General features: G+C 66.4%; 18 protein-coding genes. 11 read left to right on the forward strand and 7 right to left on the reverse strand.

What is annotated here, in order from left to right; translation table 11 throughout:
- Positions 1 to 94 precede the first annotated feature (94 nt).
- Positions 95 to 928, forward strand: coding sequence for a purine-nucleoside phosphorylase (locus tag E3O11_RS05275; RefSeq protein WP_092452326.1), 834 nt, complete (start codon positions 95 to 97; stop codon positions 926 to 928).
- Between the two features lie 329 nt (positions 929 to 1,257).
- The gene (locus E3O11_RS05280; RefSeq protein WP_092452384.1) at positions 1,258 to 2,970 is read left to right on the forward strand and encodes a phospho-sugar mutase; all 1,713 of its coding nucleotides are present in this window, start codon (positions 1,258 to 1,260) and stop codon (positions 2,968 to 2,970) included.
- 160 nt (positions 2,971 to 3,130) lie between these two features.
- On the opposite strand, the gene E3O11_RS05285 is transcribed toward E3O11_RS05280, so the two are convergent.
- The 4 genes from E3O11_RS05285 to E3O11_RS05300 all read right to left on the reverse strand — a co-directional run bounded on the left by E3O11_RS05285 (position 3,131) and on the right by E3O11_RS05300 (position 5,881).
- A complete protein-coding gene (locus E3O11_RS05285) occupies positions 3,131 to 3,823 on the reverse strand; it encodes a DUF1345 domain-containing protein (protein ID WP_092452329.1) in 693 nt (230 codons plus the stop codon).
- 184 nt (positions 3,824 to 4,007) lie between these two features.
- A complete protein-coding gene (locus E3O11_RS05290) occupies positions 4,008 to 4,283 on the reverse strand; it encodes a PTS sugar transporter subunit IIB (RefSeq protein ID WP_092452332.1) in 276 nt (91 codons plus the stop codon).
- A complete protein-coding gene (locus E3O11_RS05295) occupies positions 4,280 to 4,717 on the reverse strand; it encodes a PTS sugar transporter subunit IIA (RefSeq protein WP_092452335.1) in 438 nt (145 codons plus the stop codon). Before E3O11_RS05295 ends, E3O11_RS05290 begins: the two co-directional genes overlap by 4 nt.
- Before the next feature lie 45 nt (positions 4,718 to 4,762).
- Entirely contained in the window at positions 4,763 to 5,881 is a 1,119-nt protein-coding gene (locus E3O11_RS05300; RefSeq protein ID WP_092452338.1) for an adenosine deaminase, read from the reverse strand.
- A 228-nt stretch (positions 5,882 to 6,109) separates the two neighbouring features.
- Between E3O11_RS05300 and uriH the strand changes: the two genes are divergently transcribed.
- Together uriH and E3O11_RS05310 are read left to right on the forward strand one after the other, a co-directional pair.
- On the forward strand, positions 6,110 to 7,060 hold the full coding sequence (uriH, locus tag E3O11_RS05305; RefSeq protein ID WP_092452341.1) for a uridine-preferring nucleoside hydrolase UriH: 951 nt from the start codon (positions 6,110 to 6,112) through the stop codon (positions 7,058 to 7,060).
- A gap of 159 nt (positions 7,061 to 7,219) precedes the next feature.
- The gene (locus E3O11_RS05310) at positions 7,220 to 8,188 is read left to right on the forward strand and encodes an SDR family oxidoreductase (RefSeq protein WP_092452344.1); all 969 of its coding nucleotides are present in this window, start codon (positions 7,220 to 7,222) and stop codon (positions 8,186 to 8,188) included.
- A gap of 1 nt (position 8,189) precedes the next feature.
- Here the strand turns inward: E3O11_RS05310 and E3O11_RS05315 are convergent, their stop codons facing one another.
- Together E3O11_RS05315 and E3O11_RS05320 are read right to left on the reverse strand one after the other, a co-directional pair.
- On the reverse strand, positions 8,190 to 9,029 hold the full coding sequence (locus E3O11_RS05315) for an alpha/beta fold hydrolase (protein ID WP_092452347.1): 840 nt from the start codon (positions 9,027 to 9,029) through the stop codon (positions 8,190 to 8,192).
- A 3-nt stretch (positions 9,030 to 9,032) separates the two neighbouring features.
- Entirely contained in the window at positions 9,033 to 9,254 is a 222-nt protein-coding gene (locus tag E3O11_RS05320; protein WP_092452350.1) for a hypothetical protein, read from the reverse strand.
- Positions 9,255 to 9,491: 237 nt separating this feature from the next.
- On the opposite strand from E3O11_RS05320, the gene E3O11_RS05325 reads away from it, so the two are divergent.
- The 3 genes from E3O11_RS05325 to E3O11_RS05335 are packed head-to-tail and all read left to right on the forward strand — an operon-like array spanning position 9,492 to position 12,887.
- Entirely contained in the window at positions 9,492 to 10,301 is an 810-nt protein-coding gene (locus E3O11_RS05325) for a DUF4349 domain-containing protein (RefSeq protein WP_166787497.1), read from the forward strand.
- A gap of 37 nt (positions 10,302 to 10,338) precedes the next feature.
- Complete coding sequence (locus tag E3O11_RS05330; protein ID WP_170851595.1) at positions 10,339 to 11,544, forward strand: acyl-CoA dehydrogenase family protein; 1,206 nt, start codon at positions 10,339 to 10,341, stop codon at positions 11,542 to 11,544.
- On the forward strand, positions 11,541 to 12,887 hold the full coding sequence (locus E3O11_RS05335; RefSeq protein ID WP_092452356.1) for a threonine/serine exporter family protein: 1,347 nt from the start codon (positions 11,541 to 11,543) through the stop codon (positions 12,885 to 12,887). The genes E3O11_RS05330 and E3O11_RS05335 overlap by 4 nt, the downstream gene beginning before the upstream one ends.
- Before the next feature lie 38 nt (positions 12,888 to 12,925).
- Here E3O11_RS05335 and E3O11_RS05340 read toward each other — a convergent pair whose 3' ends face one another.
- Positions 12,926 to 13,168 carry a hypothetical protein gene (locus E3O11_RS05340; RefSeq protein ID WP_092452359.1) on the reverse strand — a complete coding sequence of 81 codons (243 nt, stop codon included), beginning with the start codon at positions 13,166 to 13,168 and terminating at the stop codon, positions 12,926 to 12,928.
- Between the two features lie 189 nt (positions 13,169 to 13,357).
- Between E3O11_RS05340 and E3O11_RS18415 the strand changes: the two genes are divergently transcribed.
- From E3O11_RS18415 to E3O11_RS05355, 4 genes are all read left to right on the forward strand, one after another.
- Complete coding sequence (locus tag E3O11_RS18415) at positions 13,358 to 13,480, forward strand: hypothetical protein (protein ID WP_255408738.1); 123 nt, start codon at positions 13,358 to 13,360, stop codon at positions 13,478 to 13,480.
- A gap of 153 nt (positions 13,481 to 13,633) precedes the next feature.
- The gene (locus tag E3O11_RS05345; protein WP_092452362.1) at positions 13,634 to 14,503 is read left to right on the forward strand and encodes an alanyl-tRNA editing protein; all 870 of its coding nucleotides are present in this window, start codon (positions 13,634 to 13,636) and stop codon (positions 14,501 to 14,503) included.
- Positions 14,504 to 14,639: 136 nt separating this feature from the next.
- The gene (locus E3O11_RS05350) at positions 14,640 to 15,863 is read left to right on the forward strand and encodes an acyl-CoA dehydrogenase family protein (RefSeq protein ID WP_092452365.1); all 1,224 of its coding nucleotides are present in this window, start codon (positions 14,640 to 14,642) and stop codon (positions 15,861 to 15,863) included.
- A 321-nt stretch (positions 15,864 to 16,184) separates the two neighbouring features.
- Complete coding sequence (locus E3O11_RS05355) at positions 16,185 to 17,009, forward strand: hypothetical protein (protein WP_134495429.1); 825 nt, start codon at positions 16,185 to 16,187, stop codon at positions 17,007 to 17,009.
- Positions 17,010 to 17,199: the final 190 nt, after the last annotated feature.

The following is a 17,199-nucleotide window of genomic DNA, read 5'->3' on the forward strand; positions in this document are numbered from 1 at the left end:
AGCCGTATTGTCGCCAGAGTGCCGGTTCGGCGCGCCGATGAGCAGAATTCGCGCAAAATCTCCGCCTGGTTGGCGGGGGTTCTAGAGTAGTGAAATGTTTACGAACGAGATCAACCCGTTAGACCTGCCCGAAACTGACCCGTTTGAGGCAGCTCGGTCGGCCGCAGCGGAGATCGCTGGCATCACGGGAGTGCCCCGGCACGACATCGCCCTGACGCTCGGCAGCGGCTGGGCCAAGGCGGCCGACCTCATCGGCGAGACCACGCACACCGTGGCCGCCGCCGACATCACCGGGTTCAGCGCCCCCGCGCTGGCCGGCCACGCTGGCACCCTGCGCTCGATTCTGCTGCCCGGCGGCAAGCGCGCGCTCGTGATCGGCGCCCGCACGCACTACTACGAGGGTCACGGCGTGCGCCGGGTCGTGCACAGTGTGCGCACGGCAGCGGCCACCGGAGCGACGACGATGATCCTGACCAACGGGGCCGGAGGCATCCGTGAATCGTGGAAGCCTGGAACTCCGGTGTTGATCAGCGACCACATCAACCTGACCTTCGATTCGCCGATCGAGGGCGCAAACTTCGTTGACCTGACCGATTTGTACTCGAAGCGGCTGCGCAATGTCGCGCGCGGCATCGACCCTTCCATCGACGAGGGCGTGTATTGCCAGTTTCGCGGGCCGCACTACGAGACGCCCGCCGAGGTACAGATGGCCAAGGCGATCGGCGGCCACATCGTGGGAATGTCGACCGCGCTTGAGGCCATCGCCGCTCGGCAGGCCGGCATGGAGGTGCTGGGTCTTTCGCTCATTACCAACCTCGCCGCCGGCATTCAGTCGACCCCGCTCAGCCATGGCGAGGTTATCGAGGCCGGTGCTCTGGCCGAACCTGTGATCAGTGCGCTCCTCGCGCGGATCGTGGCAGCGCTGTGAGCGGCCCGGATCGCGACAACGTCGAGCAGCCGGTCGAACGTAGTGGCGGTCGTCACTCCGGCCCGCCAGCGGATGCGACTGTCGAAGTCACCCCGCCAGGCACGCCGGCTTCCCCGCACGTCACCGACGCCGACCCGGCCGACGAGACCGAGACTCCCACCCGCGCCCTCCCGATCGTGCAGGACAGCGACGATGCCGGCTCAGAACCGACCGTCGCAATTCAGACCATTGTGCCGGACAACGACGATGACACCGTGGAAGCGACGGTTGCCATTCAGACCATCACGACCGACGATGGCGCTGAGATCGACGACCTAGCGACCGCGCCGGTGGCCCACGAAACCCCGGAGACCCCGACTGACCGCACCGCGACGGTGTTACAGGCCGCGCGGGCCTGGCTCAACCAGGACCCAGATCCGGAGACGCAGGCACAGTTGCGCGCTCTTATCAATGCCGTCGGAGACGGCGACACCGCAGCGCTGTCCAATCTGCATTCCCGGTTCGATACCCGGCTCGCCTTCGGCACGGCCGGGCTGCGCGGTGAGATTTCCGCCGGACCGAACCGCATGAACCGCGTGCTCGTCTCGCAGGCCGCCGCTGGCCTGGCCACTTACCTGCTGCGACACGCTGCGCCCGGGGTGACCCCGTCAGTCGTCATCGGCTACGACGGACGCAAGAACTCACACGTCTTCGCGACCGACACGGCGGCGCTGATGGCGGGCGCGGGGGTGCGCGCCATCCTCTTGCCGCGTCTGCTGCCCACGCCCGTGCTCGCCTTCGCCGTGCGGCATCTCGACGCAAGCTGCGGCGTGATGGTAACGGCCTCGCACAACCCGCCGAACGACAACGGTTACAAGGTGTACCTGGGCGGCGTGAACAATGGCGCGCAGATCGTCTCCCCCGACGACAAGGCCATCTCGGACGAGATTCTGCGAGTCGCCGCCGACGAGCACGTGCCGCACCTGCCGCGCGCCAGCTACGAGACCGCCGAAGAAACCGTTGTCCAGGCCTACATCGCCGAAACGGCCAGCATCGCCCACACACCGCGGGCGCAGGTGAACTCGGTGTACACCGCCATGCACGGCGTCGGCTGGGACACCACCCGTCGCGTGCTCGAAAAATCCGGTTTTGACCTGCCGACCCTGGTTGACGCGCAGATCGCGCCCGACGCGGCCTTTCCCACCGTCGCCTTTCCGAACCCTGAAGAGCCCGGCGCGATGGACCTCGCCTACGAGACTGCGCGTGAGGTGAGCGCCGAGCTCATTATTGCCAACGATCCCGACGCCGACCGGCTTGCCGTCGCCATTCCCGACCTCTCAAGCGCGAGCGGTTATCGCCGGCTCAGCGGCAACGAGGTCGGAGCGATTCTGGGCTGGCGCGCCGCGGCCCTGGCTACTGCTGACGCCTCAAACCCGGGCGCGCTAGCCTGCTCAATCGTGTCATCGCCGGCTCTGCACGCGGTAGCGGATGCCTACGGCCTGCGTTTCGTCGAAACCCTCACCGGGTTCAAATGGGTGTCGCGGGTGCCGGGCCTGGTCTACGGTTTCGAAGAGGCGCTCGGCTACCTGGTCAACCCGGACAGCGTGCGCGACAAGGACGGCATCTCGGCAGCGGTCGCCCTGCTCTCGCTGGTCAGCGACCTCAAGTCGGAAGGGACAACCCTCGCCGGCTACCTTGACCGGTTCAGTGAGAAGTTCGGACACTATGCCTCGGGGCAGATCTCGGTGCGGGTCTCCGAAGTCTCCACGATCGCCTTGGTCATGACGCGCCTACGGGAATCCCCGCCGACCCATGTCGGGCGCATTCGCGTCGACGAGATCGACGACTTTCGGTGGGGGCTGGGTGACCTGCCGCCGAGTGACGTGTTGCGCATCCGTTTGACCGACGGATCGCGCGTCATGGTGCGCCCAAGCGGTACCGAACCCAAGCTCAAGGTGTATATCGACACCCGAAGCACGGTCGGCACCCTGGTCGAGCGCCGTGCCGCGGCGCAGGCCGCCCTCGACGAGCTCGACCGCGGAATGCGCGCGCTGATCGAGTAAGTGCAGGCATCCGCTCGCGTCGATGGCGGGATCTGGGCGGGTCGGGTCGGCCATCCGCTTCGCTGAGCCGTGAGTTTCAATCACCGAGCCGTGACTTTGAGGCCATTTTGCGCGAGAAATCGCTCAAGACTCACGGCTCGGCGAACGGATGCTGCGGAAGCTAGCCGAGCAGGGAGACCGCCCGGGCGATGACGAGGGCCAGCAGCACGAAGCCGCCGAACGACTCAATCCCCATGAGCGCTTTAGCCCGGAGCGAGAGCGGCATCGTGTCGGTCGGGCTGAACGCCATGGAGTTCGACAACGAAAAGTAGACATAGTCGAAGAACGAAGCGACCCAACCGGTACGCTGCGACGACCTGGCGGCGACCTCCTCGATGGCGTCGTGGTCTTCGTCCTGGGGAAAGCGAAAATCAGCCGGCGGAAAGTCGGCCCGGTCGGCATGACGCCTCGAGACCGGGCCGCCGCGGTCGAGTTCCCAGTAGACCAGCGCGAAGGCGATGACATTGGTGACCCACACCTGCAGGGCAGCGAGCAGCAGTGTCGGCCCGTCATCCTTACCGCCCGACGTGAGCTGGATCACGAGCTGCACGAGGGCGACTTCGTTGGCCGCGACCAGCAAGACCGCCTGGCCGGTGGCGAGGTATTTCGACCAGCGGGTTTCGCGATGCAGCCGGTGGGGGTTGAGGGCGAGGAGCGGGATCAGCATGGCGAGCCCGATCGCGACGACCGTGTAACGCAGCCCGGGCAGGAACGTACTCGGCAAGGTGGCATACAGCGTGAGAGCTACCAGCAACCCCAGTACGGCCGGCCAGCGGTGTTCGGCCCGTGCACCCTGCTTCACGCTGTCGCCCATGCGCTGAGCATAGGCCCGTCGCGGGCGCTCGGGCCACTGCTCGAGGCGTCGCCGTCCAGGCGGTCGACGTGCCGCTCGGTGTGTTCGCCGGCGGGCCCACCTTACGGTCCTGGGCCCATGATCTATCATGGGCCCACTTTCCGGGCCCGGGCCCGGAAAAAACGCGGCCCGGAACGCGGCGGGGCTAGGAGCCCAGCGCGATGTCGAGCTTGGCGACGAGTTCGTCGACGTCGAAGTAGTTGTTGATGACGATCACATCGGCGTTGGTTTTGCCGATCGCGTCGACGAGCTCCGAGGAGGTCAGGATAACCTGGGCGTCGGCCGCGGCGGAACGCACGCCAGCGACATCCGTTGCCTGTACGCGTGCCTCGATCTCAAGCCGTTCGAGCGCGCGCTCGGCGTTGACCTTCAGAATGGCCGAGGTGCCGAGGCCGACGCCGCACATCACGACGATCTTCACGAGAAGACGCTCTGCACGAATTCCGCGGTGGTCGCGCCGGCCAGCGCCGGAATCACCGCCGGGTCATTGAACACGTTGGCGAGTTCGGCGACGAACTGGAGGTGGTCGTCGGCGCCGGCCACGGCCAGGCCGACGATCACGCTGACCGGGTCGTTGTGCGGGTGCCCGAAGGCGACCGGCTCAGCCAGAGTGACGACGCAGAGTCCGTCGGTGAGAACATCCGCTCCCGGCCGCGCGTGCGCGAGTGCCAAGCCGGGCGCGATCACGATGTAGGCGCCGAATTCGTGGATCACCGCGATCATGCGTTCGGTATAAGCGGATGTCGCGGCGCCGGAACGTACGAGCGCGTCGCCGGCGGCCGTGATGGCCGCGGTCCAGTCGTCAGCGTGCGCGCCGATGGTGATGGCGTCAAGCGGGAGGTGCGGGAGTGGCATGGTGTCTTTCGGTTATGCGGGGTCGTCCTTGGTTGGCTGGCGGGGCTAGGCGTCGCCGAAGCCCGCTTCGATGGCTTCGACGAGTTCTTCGCGGTCTTCCAGCGGCAGGAACGCCGCGTGGGCAGCGTTGAGCTGGAAGGTCTCGAGGTCGCCGAGGTCGTAGCCGAAGGCATCCGAGAGCAGGGCGAGTTCCTGGGACAGGGTGGTGTCACTCATCAGGCGGTTGTCGGTGTTGACGGTGACCTTGAAGCCGAGCTGGTACAGCAGGTCGAAGGGGTGGTCGAAAAGTTCTTCGCCCCAGGCGGCGACCGCTCCGGTCTGCAAGTTCGAGGACGGGCTCAGCTCGAGGGTGATCTCGCGGTCGCGCACCCATTGGGCCACCGGTCCGAGGGTGACGAAGGTGTTGTCGTCGTCCTGGCGTTCGATCGTGACGTCTTCGGCGAGGCGCACGCCGTGGCCAAGGCGCAGGGCGCGGCCGTCGAAGAGGGCGCCGCGGATGCTGTCAAGCCCGTCGGCCTCGCCGGCATGCACGGTGACCGGCATGAATTCGCGGGCTAGCAGGTCGAAGGCCGCGCGGTGGTTGCCGGCCGGGAAGCCGGCCTCGGCGCCGGCGATGTCGAAGCCGACGACGCCGTCGAAGCGGTAGCGCACGGCGAGTTCGGCGATCTCGAGGCCGCGGTTCGCGTGGCGCATGGCGGTGATGAGCTGGCCGATGCGGATGCTGCGGCCCGACTGCTCGACGTTCTCAATGCCGGCTTCGATGCCGTCCTGCACAGCCTCGACGACCTCGTTCAGGGTGAGGCCGCGAGCCAGGTGCTGCTCGGGAGCCCAGCGGATCTCTCCGTAGATGACGCCGTCATCGGCGAGGTCTTCGACGAATTCGCGGGCGACCCGGGTCAGGCCCTCGCGGGTCTGCATGACGGCGGTCGTGACGTCGAAGGTCTTCAGGTATTCCACGAGCGAGCCGGCATTGGACTGGTCGGAGAACCATTCGCCGAGCGCGTCGGCATCCGTTGTGGGAAGCACGAATCCGATGGAGTCGGCCAGCTCGATGATGGACTGCGGACGCAGACCGCCGTCGAGGTGGTCGTGCAGCGAAACCTTGGGCAGGGTGTTGATGCTCGTGCCGCCGCCGGGCATGAGGAATTCCTCGATCAAAGTCATACGAACAAGCTCCTCGGTACGGGGGCGGGTGTGAACTACAGCCGCGCGCCCAGCTTATCGGAGCGGCTCTGGGCGGACCATGAGAAATGCACGAGCGGATGCGCCGCCTCGCGTCGCTGCCGCTGCCCGCGCGCGCCGGGCCCACCTTCGGCAACTGGGCCCATGATCTACCATGGTCCCGGTTTCCGGGCCCGGGCCCGGAAAGGGGAAGACCACGTACCCTGAGTTGTGCCCACCAAAATCATCCTCGACTGCGATCCCGGCCACGACGATGCGATCGCGTTGCTCCTCGCGCACGGCAATCCGAACATCGACCTCGTCGCCGTGACCACGGTGATGGGCAACCAGACCCTCGACAAGGTCACTCGCAACGCCCTGTCCGTGGCCCGGGTGGCCGGCATTACCGGAGTGCCATTTGCCGCCGGATGCCCGCGCCCGCTGGTTCGGCAGATTGAAACGGCCCCGTCCATCCACGGCGAGTCAGGCCTCGACGGCCCGGTGCTGCCCGAACCGACCCTCGAGCTCGACGCTCGGCACGCCGTCGACCTCATCATCGACACGATCATGGCGCACGAGCCCGGGGAAATCACCCTCGTGCCGACCGGCGCCCTGACCAATATCGCCCTCGCCGCCCGCAAAGAGCCGCGCATCGTCGAGCGGGTCAAGCAGGTCGTGCTTATGGGCGGCGGCTACCACGTGGGCAACTGGTCGGCCACAGCCGAGTTCAACATCGTCATCGATCCCGAAGCCGCCCACATCGTGTTCAACGAGACGTGGCCGCTGACCATGATCGGGCTCGACCTCACCCACCAGGCCCTCGCCACCCCCGACATCGTCACCCGCATCGCCGCCGTCGGCACAGCGCCGGCCCGGTTCGTCGGCGAGCTGCTCGCCTTCTTCGCGGAAACCTACAAGGATACCCAGGGTTTCGACTACCCGCCGGTGCACGACCCGTGCGCGGTCGCCTACGTGATCGACCCGAGTGTCATCACCGTGCGCAAGGCTCCGCTCGACGTGGAACTGGCGGGCACCCTCACGCTCGGCATGACCGTGGCCGACTTTCGTGCGCCGGCCCCGGCCGACTGCGCCACCCAGGTGGCCGTCGACCTCAACCACGAGAAGTTCTGGGCCCTCATCGTCGACGCCCTCGAGCGCATCGGCGACCCGCCCCAAAGTTAAGCGGCCGGGAACGGATGCCCCCTCGTCGCTTCCCGAGATGCACCTGCCCCGGAATGCTGCGAGGGCGGCCACCCGTGAATCTGCCCGGGCTCGCGACCGACGCGTGACTTCCCCCGCACAAACGGGTTGGCTGAATTACCACCACTACTCGGGAGCACCATGACCAAGACCGCGCCGGCCAGCACGAGCAAACCCATTCCCGACATCCAGGTTCCCGACCTGCACGGCCAGCTGGCCGTCGTCACGGGCGCTAACAGCGGCCTCGGCTTCGGCCTGACCGGCCGCCTCGCCCGGGCCGGCGCCGAGGTCATTCTCGCCGTGCGCAACGAGGAGAAGGGCGCCGCGGCCGTCAAACTCCTGAACGAACAGTCCCCGGAGGCGAGCGTCAGCATCCGTCATCTCGATCTGGCGTCGCTCTCGAGTATCGCCGGATTCGGTGAGGAGCTCAGGAACGAGGGCCGCCCGATCGACATTCTGCTCAACAACGCTGGCCTCATGATGCCGCCTGTGCGCGACGAAACCGAAGACGGCTTCGAGCTGCAGTTCGGCACCAACCACCTCGGACACTTCGCGCTCACCGCGCATCTGCTTCCGCTGCTGCGGGCGGCCGGCACCAGCAGGGTCGTGAGTCTGTCGAGCCTCATCGCCCGCGGCGGCCACCTCGACTTCACCGACCTGCAGGGTCTGCGTTACCGCGCGCACCGCGCCTACGGACTCTCCAAACTGGCCACGCTCATGTTCGCGCGCGAGCTCAACCGGCGCAGCGTCGTCGGGAGCTGGGGCGTGCGCAGCGTCGCCGCGCACCCGGGCGCAACAGTCACGAACCTGCAGATCTCCGGCCCCACCCACAACGGGGCCTCGGCCCGCATCTTCCTCGCCGCCAACGAAGCCTCACACCGCATCGGCTGGATGTGGCAGCAGGTCGACCAAGGCATTCTTCCCGCCCTGTACGCGGCGACGAATCCCGCGGCGGCCGGCGGCGGTTACTACGGCCCTGGCGGGTTCGGTGAACTCACCGGCGCACCTGCTCCCGCCAGGCTGCCCAAACGTTCCCTCGATGAAGCGGATGCCCGCCGCCTCTGGTCGGTCTCGGAGAAACTCACCGGGGTGACCTACCCGGCCGTCTAGCTCAGCTGTCGATCACGTTCACCAGCACCCGGGCCAGGCGCCGGCGGATGATGTGGTCGTTGGCCTCGACCCGGTGCATGGTGACGTGGCGCATCCGCTCAATGATGGTCATGCTGCCCTGCGCGATGAACGCGTCGAGCGCACCGTAGATCACGTCGACCGGCACCTCGAGGCTCGCGATATCGCTCACCACGGTCTGCGATTCGATGCAGTGCTCCATCGACTTGATGAACGGCGTCCATGTTTTCTCGGTCAGTTCAAAGATGCCCTTGGGGAGCAGCCGCGTGATGATGGACGCGTTGGCGAGTGTGAAATCCTTATTGGCGCGCAGAAAATCGTAGGCCCGCAGGTAGGCGCTGACTCGCGCTTTGACTCGTGGGTCGCCGATATCGCTCGGTGACACATAGACCGGCGGCCCGACCAGCACCACGCGCGACACCGTGCCGCTGCCTGTCAGCCTCCGCCAAACGCTCGCCCCCGGGCCCTGCCGCTGCATCGCGGCGTAGCGGGTGCTGATCAGGCTGCCGAGGGAGTGGCCGACCAGCACGAACGGCTCGCGCAGTTTCAATGAGCGGATGGTCGCGGCCAGGGCCCCGACATGATCCTCCAGCCGGTACTCGCAGCCGTCCGGTGCCGGCGACTGCCCGAAGCCCAGAATGTCCACCGCGATCACCCGATGATTCGGGGTGAGCCGCGGGATCACCTCGTAGAAGGTGATCGAGGACGACGCGATGCCGTGCACGAGAATGACGACCGGGCCGGTACCCGCATCCGTTGCCACGTGCAACAGCGGTGGGCGGGACCGACGCGCTCGGCGCATCCGCTCCGCCCACCAGATCATGTGCTAATTATCGTCACGCAGGGTGGCCTTGAAGTCGTTCTTGGTCTCGGTGGCGTTGCGCTCGGCCTCGGCGTGCTTGACCTCGCCCTCGGCCTTCTTCACCTTGACGTCAGCCTTGGCCTCGTCGACCCGGTCTTCGACGCGGTCCTTGGCGTCATCAACCGCCCGGCCGATCTTTTTGCCGGTGGCATCGAGTGCATCCTTGGCATCGTCTACGAATCCCATGTTGTCCTCCTGATCGTGTGTGCAGTTGGGTTGAACGTGCAGTCGGGCTGCTCGCCGTCTCCCTGACCTTACTTCGGGGGTAGGCGCCGAGTCCCAATTGTGATCCGACTCCCAGACTGCCCCCAGACAGCGCCCCCACCCCGCTCGGTACGGTGAGTCATGAGACGAACCTGGGGAGTGATCGCGGTCCTTCTGACCGCCGTGTTGTTGGCGGGATGCACGGCGAATAGTGGTTCGGTGAGCACGGACTCTTCTGGGAGCACAGGCTCGTCGGAAGGCGACGTCGGCGCGGTCGCGCCGGAACAGGACTTTTCGGTCGACAAAGCCCCCTACGGCAGCGTCGTCACCGGCACCACGGGCGACGTGAACACGTCCAACCGGGACGTCATCACCACCGGGTCCATGTCGATCACAGCCACTGATCCGGTCGCGGCGAGCGAATCCGCCGTCACGATCACCGAACAGGCCGGCGGACGCGTCGACAGCCGCAGCGAAAACCCGGGCACCGACGTCCAGCCAGCGAGCGCCACCCTCACCCTGCGTATTCCGTCCGACGAACTCGACCGTACCCTGGCCGAGCTCAAGAAACTCGGCCGGCTCAACTTCGTCTCGCTCAACGCCCAGGACGTGACACAGCAGAGCCAGGACCTCGACGCCCGCATCACGGCTCTGACCACCTCGGTTGACCGGTTGTTGGCACTGATGGCCTCGGCGACGAGCACGACCGACCTGATCAGCATCGAAGACGCATTGTCGAGTCGGCAGGGTGAGCTCGAAAGCCTGCAGTCCCAGCGCGACTTTCTCGCCGATCAGATCGATTACTCGACCGTGCAGCTCGAATTGGTTTCGGAAGGCACCGTGGCCGCCGGCGGCCCCGACAATTTCTGGACCGGCATTATCGCCGGTTGGACCGCCCTCGTCGCCGCCGCCGGCGGCCTGCTGATCGGCCTCGGAGTTGCTCTGCCCTGGCTGGTCATACTGGCGATTTTCGGGGCAATCGCGCTCGTGATCGTGCGGGTGTTGGCGCGACGGCGTAAGGCTGCATAGGCTTGTCCCTGTGACCGAGTTTCTCCCTGCTTTAACCCTGCCCGAAACCTCTCCGGCAGCGCCCGTTTTTGTTCCCTCGACCGAGCCGGTGCTGTCTGATCAGCTGCTGGCCGGCATCCGCTCACGGGCAGCCGGGTATGACCGGGCCAACGCCTTCTTCACCGAAGATCTCGAGGTGCTCGTCGCTGCCGGCTACCTGCGCGCCCTCGTGCCGGTGCAGTTCGGCGGACTCGGCCGCACCCTGCAACAGACCGTGCGCGAGCAGACCCGGCTCGCCGCGCACGCCCCGGCCACCGCCCTCGCCGTGAACATGCACCTGGTTTGGACCGGTGTCGCCGCCAGCCTGAACGCGCAGGGCGACCACTCGCTCGACTTCGTGCTCGAAGAGGCCATGCGAGGCGAAATCTTCGCCTTTGGCGTGAGCGAACCCGGCAACGACCTGGTGCTGTTCGGCTCGCACACGGATGCCCTCCCCCAGCAAGATGGCGGCTACCGGTTCACCGGCACCAAGGTGTTCACCTCGCTCTCCCCCGCCTGGACCCGGCTCGGAACCCTCGGCCTGGATTCCTCCGCCCCAGCTGACCCCGCGATCGTCTGGGCGTTTCTCGATCGAGCGGATGCCGGCATCCGCTCGAAAGATGACTGGGACACCCTCGGCATGCGCGCCAGCCAGAGCCAGAGCACCGTGCTCGATGGCGCTCTCGCCCGCCCGGACCGGGTCGTGCGCCGCCTGCCGATCGGCCCGAACGGCGACCCGCTCATCGCCGGCATCTTCGCCAACTTTGAAATTCTGCTCAGCGCCGTGTACACCGGAATCGGCCAGCGCGCGCTCGAACTCGCCGCCCTGGGCGCTAACCGTCGCACCTCGCTGACAAACGAAGGGCGCACGCACGCGCAGGATCCGGTCGCGCGGTGGCGGATCGGGGACCTCGTCATTGCGATGGACGGCATCTATCCGCAGATCGACGCCCTCGCCCGGGCGGTCGACGAGCGATTATTCGCGGTCGGACCGGCCTGGTTCGCGCAGCTGTCCGGGCTCAAATACCGGGCCACCCAGAACGCCAAGTTCGTCGTCGACACCGCCGTGCAGGTTGCCGGCGGCTCCGCCTACGCCGCGTCCTCCGAACTGGCCCGGCTCTACCGCGACGTGCTCGCGGGTTACTTCCACCCCTCCGACGCGGACTCCGCGCACGCGACCGCCGCAGCATCCGTTCTCGGACCCCTCGATTTGCCTGCCTCATGAGTTTCAGCAAGACCACCGCCATCACGCTCGACCACTCCGGTTACACCCGGGCCGTGCTCGACCTCACCATGCGCCTCGCCGAAGTCATCTTCACCGCCGGCGCCGGCGCCGAAGACGCCACCGCCGCGATGATCGCGCTCACCAGGGCCTACGGGCTCAAGGGCACCGACGCGAATATCACCCACACGACCATCACGCTAACCCAGGAAGACCCGTCGACGCACGAGTCGATCATCCGCAGCCGCAACGTGAAGTACCGCACGCTGGACTATTCCAAGCTCACCGCCACCTCGGAGCTGATCGCGGACATTATCGAGAAGCCGATCGAGGTCGCCGAGGCCCGCAAGATCCTCGCGACCATCGTCAGCTCAAAACCGCAGGTGCCCAAACAGTGGCGCCGCATCGGCTGGAGCCTGGTCGGTGCCGGCGCCGCCGTTCTGATCGGCGGCGGGCCGACGGTGATCATCGCCGCCTTTATCGCCACCTGGATCATCGACTGGATCACGTCGGTGCTCGACCACCGCCAGGTTCCGCTGTTCTACCAGACGGTCGTCGGCGGGGCGATCGGCCCCCTCGTCGCCACGGTCGTGCGGGTGATCGACCCCACGGCCAACCCCTCGCTCGTCGTCGTCGCCACCATCATCATGCTTCTCGCCGGTGTCACAACGTTCGGTGCCGTGCATGACACGCTCTCGGGGTTTTACCTGACCGGCACCGCCCGACTGGTGGAGGCCCTCCTGATCACGGCTGGCCTGGTCACCGGGGTGTCGGGATCCGCCCTGTTTTTGGCCCGGTTCGGGCTGCTGCTCGAGATCGACTCGAATCCGATCGTGACTATCGGCGTGCTGCCGGTACTGCTCGTAGCCGCCATCGTCATCGTCATCGGGTTTGCGCTGGCCGTGCAGGTACCGTGGCGGGCGGTCTGGGTGGTCTGCGTGCTCGGCGCTCTCGCCGAGTTTCTGTTCGTGGCCGCGCTGGCCGGCGGATTCGGACTGGTCGGGGCCTCGGCGGCGAGCGCCCTCGGCGTCGGCCTGCTGGCGGCGGTCGCGGCGCGCATCGTGCGTACCCCTCCGCTCGTCATTATGGTGACGGCGCTCGTGCCGCTCGTGCCCGGCCTCACCCTGTTTCGAGGGTTGCTCCAGCTCTCCGAGGGCGATATCAACGGGCTGCTCGCATTGCTCACCGCTGCCGGCATCGCGATGGCCCTCGCGGCCGGCGCGCTGCTGTCGCAGTATGTCGTGCAGATCGTCTGGGGCCCGGCGCGCAGGCTGCAGCGCCGCTTCGTCGGACCACTCATGGCCCTGCCGGTGCGACTCGGCCGCGACGCAACCAAGCGCATTTAGCGCGCGCTGCAGCATCCGCTGTCAAACGGATGCCTGCGTCAATTGGGAACGTCCGCCTCGCCGGCGTCGACGGCGTCTTCCTCGACGAAACGATACGGGATGGGCTCGTCGGTCTCACGGCCGCGCTTATAAGTGCGGGTGATCGTTTCGGTGTCCTCAACCGCTTCGAGCACCAGGACGTCCTGATACTCACCGTCGATGTATTCCAATTCGACCTCGGTTCCGGCTGCAATCGGGTTGGGTCCAAACAGAACTGCCCGGTAGGTGGCGCTGTGGCTCATGACATGACCTTTCGACGGAGAGCGGGTTCGTTGCAGCGACAGCATACGACAGACCGGCAGCCGTGCACAGGGCTCCGACCAGGTCTGGCGATTTGCGGTAGCGCGGTCGGCTGCGGAGATGACGGATGCCGCAAACCCGCGTATTCTCGAGGAGACGGAGCCCCACGGCTCGGCGCGAAGGAGTACACAATGGCTGACAAATCACCGAAAAAGGACGCAACCAAGAAGGTTGCCGACAAGTCCCTCAAGGAAAAGAGGGCCGACAAGAAGGCGAAGTCTGAAGAGACCGCTTCTCGGGCCCGCAAGAGCTAGATTCTGCATCTTCTCGGTGCTGTGGGTTCTCCGCCCCTGGTACCACGCGCTGCATCTGGCGCAGTATTAGCAAGCACGGGTGCCGCCACGATCGTGGCGGCACCTTTCTTTCGTCGGCGTGACCGACAACATCCGCTTGTGAAAGGACCAGCCATGACCCTGCCCACCGAAGACACCCGAGTGCTCTACCCGAGCGGCGCCGTCGACGCGCGGGCGTCCGTGCTGCACTCCGAGCGGTTGGCGGATGGACGCTCAGCCGTACTGCTCGATGCGACCTGCGTGCATCCGGTCGATGCCGGCTGGCCCGACCAGGGACCCGACCAGGCCTTGCTGCACCACGGCGCCGCGTTCTGGCCGGTCGAGGACTGCATCGTCGGAGCCACCGACGGGTCCGAGCTGTATATCGGTGCGGACATTCCGGTGGCCAAGGGCACCCCGGGCTGGGCCTTCGTCGTGGTGCACGTCGTCGACGCGGCCGGGCTTTCAGCCGGCGACACCGTCACGGTCGAGGTTGACGAGGGCCTGCGCGACGCCACGAGCGCCGGCCACACCGCGTGTCATTTGGCCTCCCTCGCCCTGAACGACGCTCTCGCCGACCGGTGGAAAAAAGAGGTACGCGCCGACGCGCTCGGCCACCCCGACTTCGACGGGCTCGCCATCGACGAATCATTGATCGGTCAGAACGCTTCGGTCGACACCTACCGGCTCGGCAAATCGCTGCGCAAGAAGGGCTTCTCGGTCGATGGCTTCGCCGAGTCGCTCGCGGCGATCGAAGCGACCATTAACGCGACCCTTCTCGCGTGGACCATGACGGATGCCGCGGTACGCATCGACCAGGGAGGCGACCGGTTGACGGACCGCCGCTACTGGGTGTGCGAACTGCCCGGCGCGACCGTGCGCATCCCCTGCGGCGGCACCCATGTCGCATCGCTCGGCACACTCGGCGTTGTGACCGTGACGCTCGGCCTGCACGACCTGGACGGCACCGACGTGCTCACCATGAACACCTCCGCCGCGCGCTAGTTTTCGCGCATCCGGGGCAATTTGCGGACACAATCGGGATATCCATTAGGCACATTGCACGGTTAATCTGCGAGAGATTGCGCATTTCCACTCTCAGGCGCAGAATTCAGGGGTACCCGGTCAGAGAGGACCAGCCATGAGCACCGTCGTTGAGAGTCCGAAGATCGGCGATACCGAAGTGGATGCGCCCAGCCCCGAGTTTTACACCGGCCCCACCACCGATTTCTTCTCCTACCAGGACTTCCTCACCGTGGACGAGCAGAATCTGGTAGCCACAGCCCGTGCGGTGTTCGAACGCGAGATTCGACCCGTCGTCGCCGAGCACTGGAACAACGAGACGTTCCCGTTCGAAATCATCCCCGCCCTTTCCACCCTGAACCTCGTCGACCTGTGTGCGCGCGGCGACAATTTCTTACTCCACGGGTTCATGACCGTCGAGCTTGCCCGCGTCGATGCGTCCATTTCGACCTTTGTCGGCGTGCACAGCGGCCTGTTCGCAGCGGCGATCGCCCAGCTCGGCACCGATGACCAGCGCGACCGGTTCCTGGCCGACGCCATTTCCCTGCGCAAGATCGGCGCGTTCGCGCTCACCGAACCGGACCACGGCTCCGATGTCTCACGCAATATGGAGACAACCGCCACCCGCACCGGCGACTCCTGGACACTGAACGGCGTCAAACGCTGGATCGGCAGCGGAACCTTCGCGGCCAATGTGCTGGTCTGGGCGCGCGACACCGCCGACGACCAGATCAAGGGCTTCATCGTCGACGCGACCCTGGCCGGGTTCACTGCCGAGAAGATCGAAAACAAGATAGCCCTGCGCATTGTGCAGAACGCCACGATCACCCTGCGGAACGTCGTGGTCGCCGAACGCGACCGGCTGCCCGGTGCCACGAGCTTTCGCGATACCAACCGGCTGCTCACCAATTCGCGGGTCTGGGTCGGCTGGCAGTCCGTGGGCCTGCAATTCGCCGCCTACGACTATGCGCTGCGCTACGCGCTTGAACGCCGGCAGTTCGGCCAGCCGATCGCGTCGTTCCAGCTCGTGCAGGAGAAGCTGGTGCGCATTCTCGAGAATGCGACCATGTCGCTCGGCCTGATGGTGCGCATCGCCCAGCTGCAGCAGGCCGGAACGCTGCGGCCGGAGCACGCCGCGATGGCCAAGGCCTCCGCCAGCGCGCGCATGCGCGAATCCGTGGCACTGGGTCGTTCGGTGTTCGGCGGCAACGGCATCTCCACCTCCTGGGGCATAGCCCGCGTCTTCGCCGACGCCGAAGCCCTCTACACCTACGAGGGCAGCTACGAGGTCAACACCCTCGTCGTCGGCCGCGCGATCACCGGTATCTCCGCGTTCCAGTAGCTGCTGGTTCGTCAGGCGGATGCCCGCGGCCGCCTCACGAGGCCGCCCCAGGCATCCGCTCACCGAGGCGTGAGTTTCGCGACCCCGGGCGCACCGAGCCGTGAGTTTGGACACGATGTGTTGCCATTTTCGGGCTGAGACTCACGGGTCGATGACCGAAACTCACGGCTCGGCAACGCGCCCGCGTGGCCTGTCAGGCCACACCGAAAAACCCGGCCGCCGCATCCGCTCGCCAGGCTGATCCGGGCCACGGCCGGGCCGATCGTGGTTTGCCTGTGCATAACTAATATGTGCAATCGTGATTGGCGTCATGATCGCTGCATGCCCATCACACCTGAACGTGCAGCCCTGTCGTTTCGTCGTTTGCGGGCGGAGCGCGAGCATCCGGCGTCGACTTTCGACCTCGCCAGAGCATATTCCAAGCGGATGCCCGCCACCCACGTCTTCAGCCACTCGACGGCGGCTGTGATTCACGGGATCTGGTTGCCCAGCCGACTTGAAGGCGACCGCCGACTGCACGTCTCGGTGCCACCGGGGGTGCGGGCACCGCAGGTTGTGGGCATCATCGGGCACGAGCGGGTGGATGGCACGATGCAGCGGGTGTACGGATTCCCGGTGACCAGTTTGATCCAGACGTGGATCGACCTCAGCCCCCTGCTTCCCCGGATTGAGCTCGTGGCCGCTGCGGATTTTCTCTGCAGCGGCCGCAATCCGTGGCACACGCCCGACGAGCTTCGCGCGGTCGCTGCGGCCCTGATCGGGAGACGCGGGTGTCGTGCCCTGCGGAAGGCTGCCGCTCTTGCTCGGGCGGCGGTCGACTCTCCGCAGGAGACCAGGACTCGCCTCTTCTTGGTGGATGCGGGTATTCCAGAACCAGTCGTCAACTTCGAGATCCTCGACGCACGTGGCGTCTTCGTAGCCCGGGTCGATCTGGCGTGGCCGCGCTTCAAAGTCTGCGTCGAATACGAGGGCGACGGACACCGGAGTAACCAGAGGCAATTCCGCGTCGATATCACCCGCCGCGAGCGGGTCGAGGATCAGAAATGGCGCATGGTGCGCATCACCGACGACGACCTGAAGACTGGTGGCCAGGAACTTCTGCGCCGGGTGCGGGCCGCCCTGGTCGAACGGGGCGCGCGCTGGTAGGTGGGTCGGGCCATCCGCTCGCCGAGCCGTGAGTTTCCGGTTTCGCCGCTCACCGAGCCGTGAGTTTCAGGCCATTTCGAGCGGGCAAAGTCAAGTGGTCAGGGCAACGCGGGGGTTTTTGCTTCGAGAAGTAGCTGGTTGAGGCGGTAGGCGGGGGTTTCGAGGTTGAGGGTGGGGCGTGGGCGGCGGT

It is taken from the genome of Cryobacterium levicorallinum (assembly GCF_004402405.1).
GTDB lineage: Bacteria > Actinomycetota > Actinomycetes > Actinomycetales > Microbacteriaceae > Cryobacterium > Cryobacterium levicorallinum.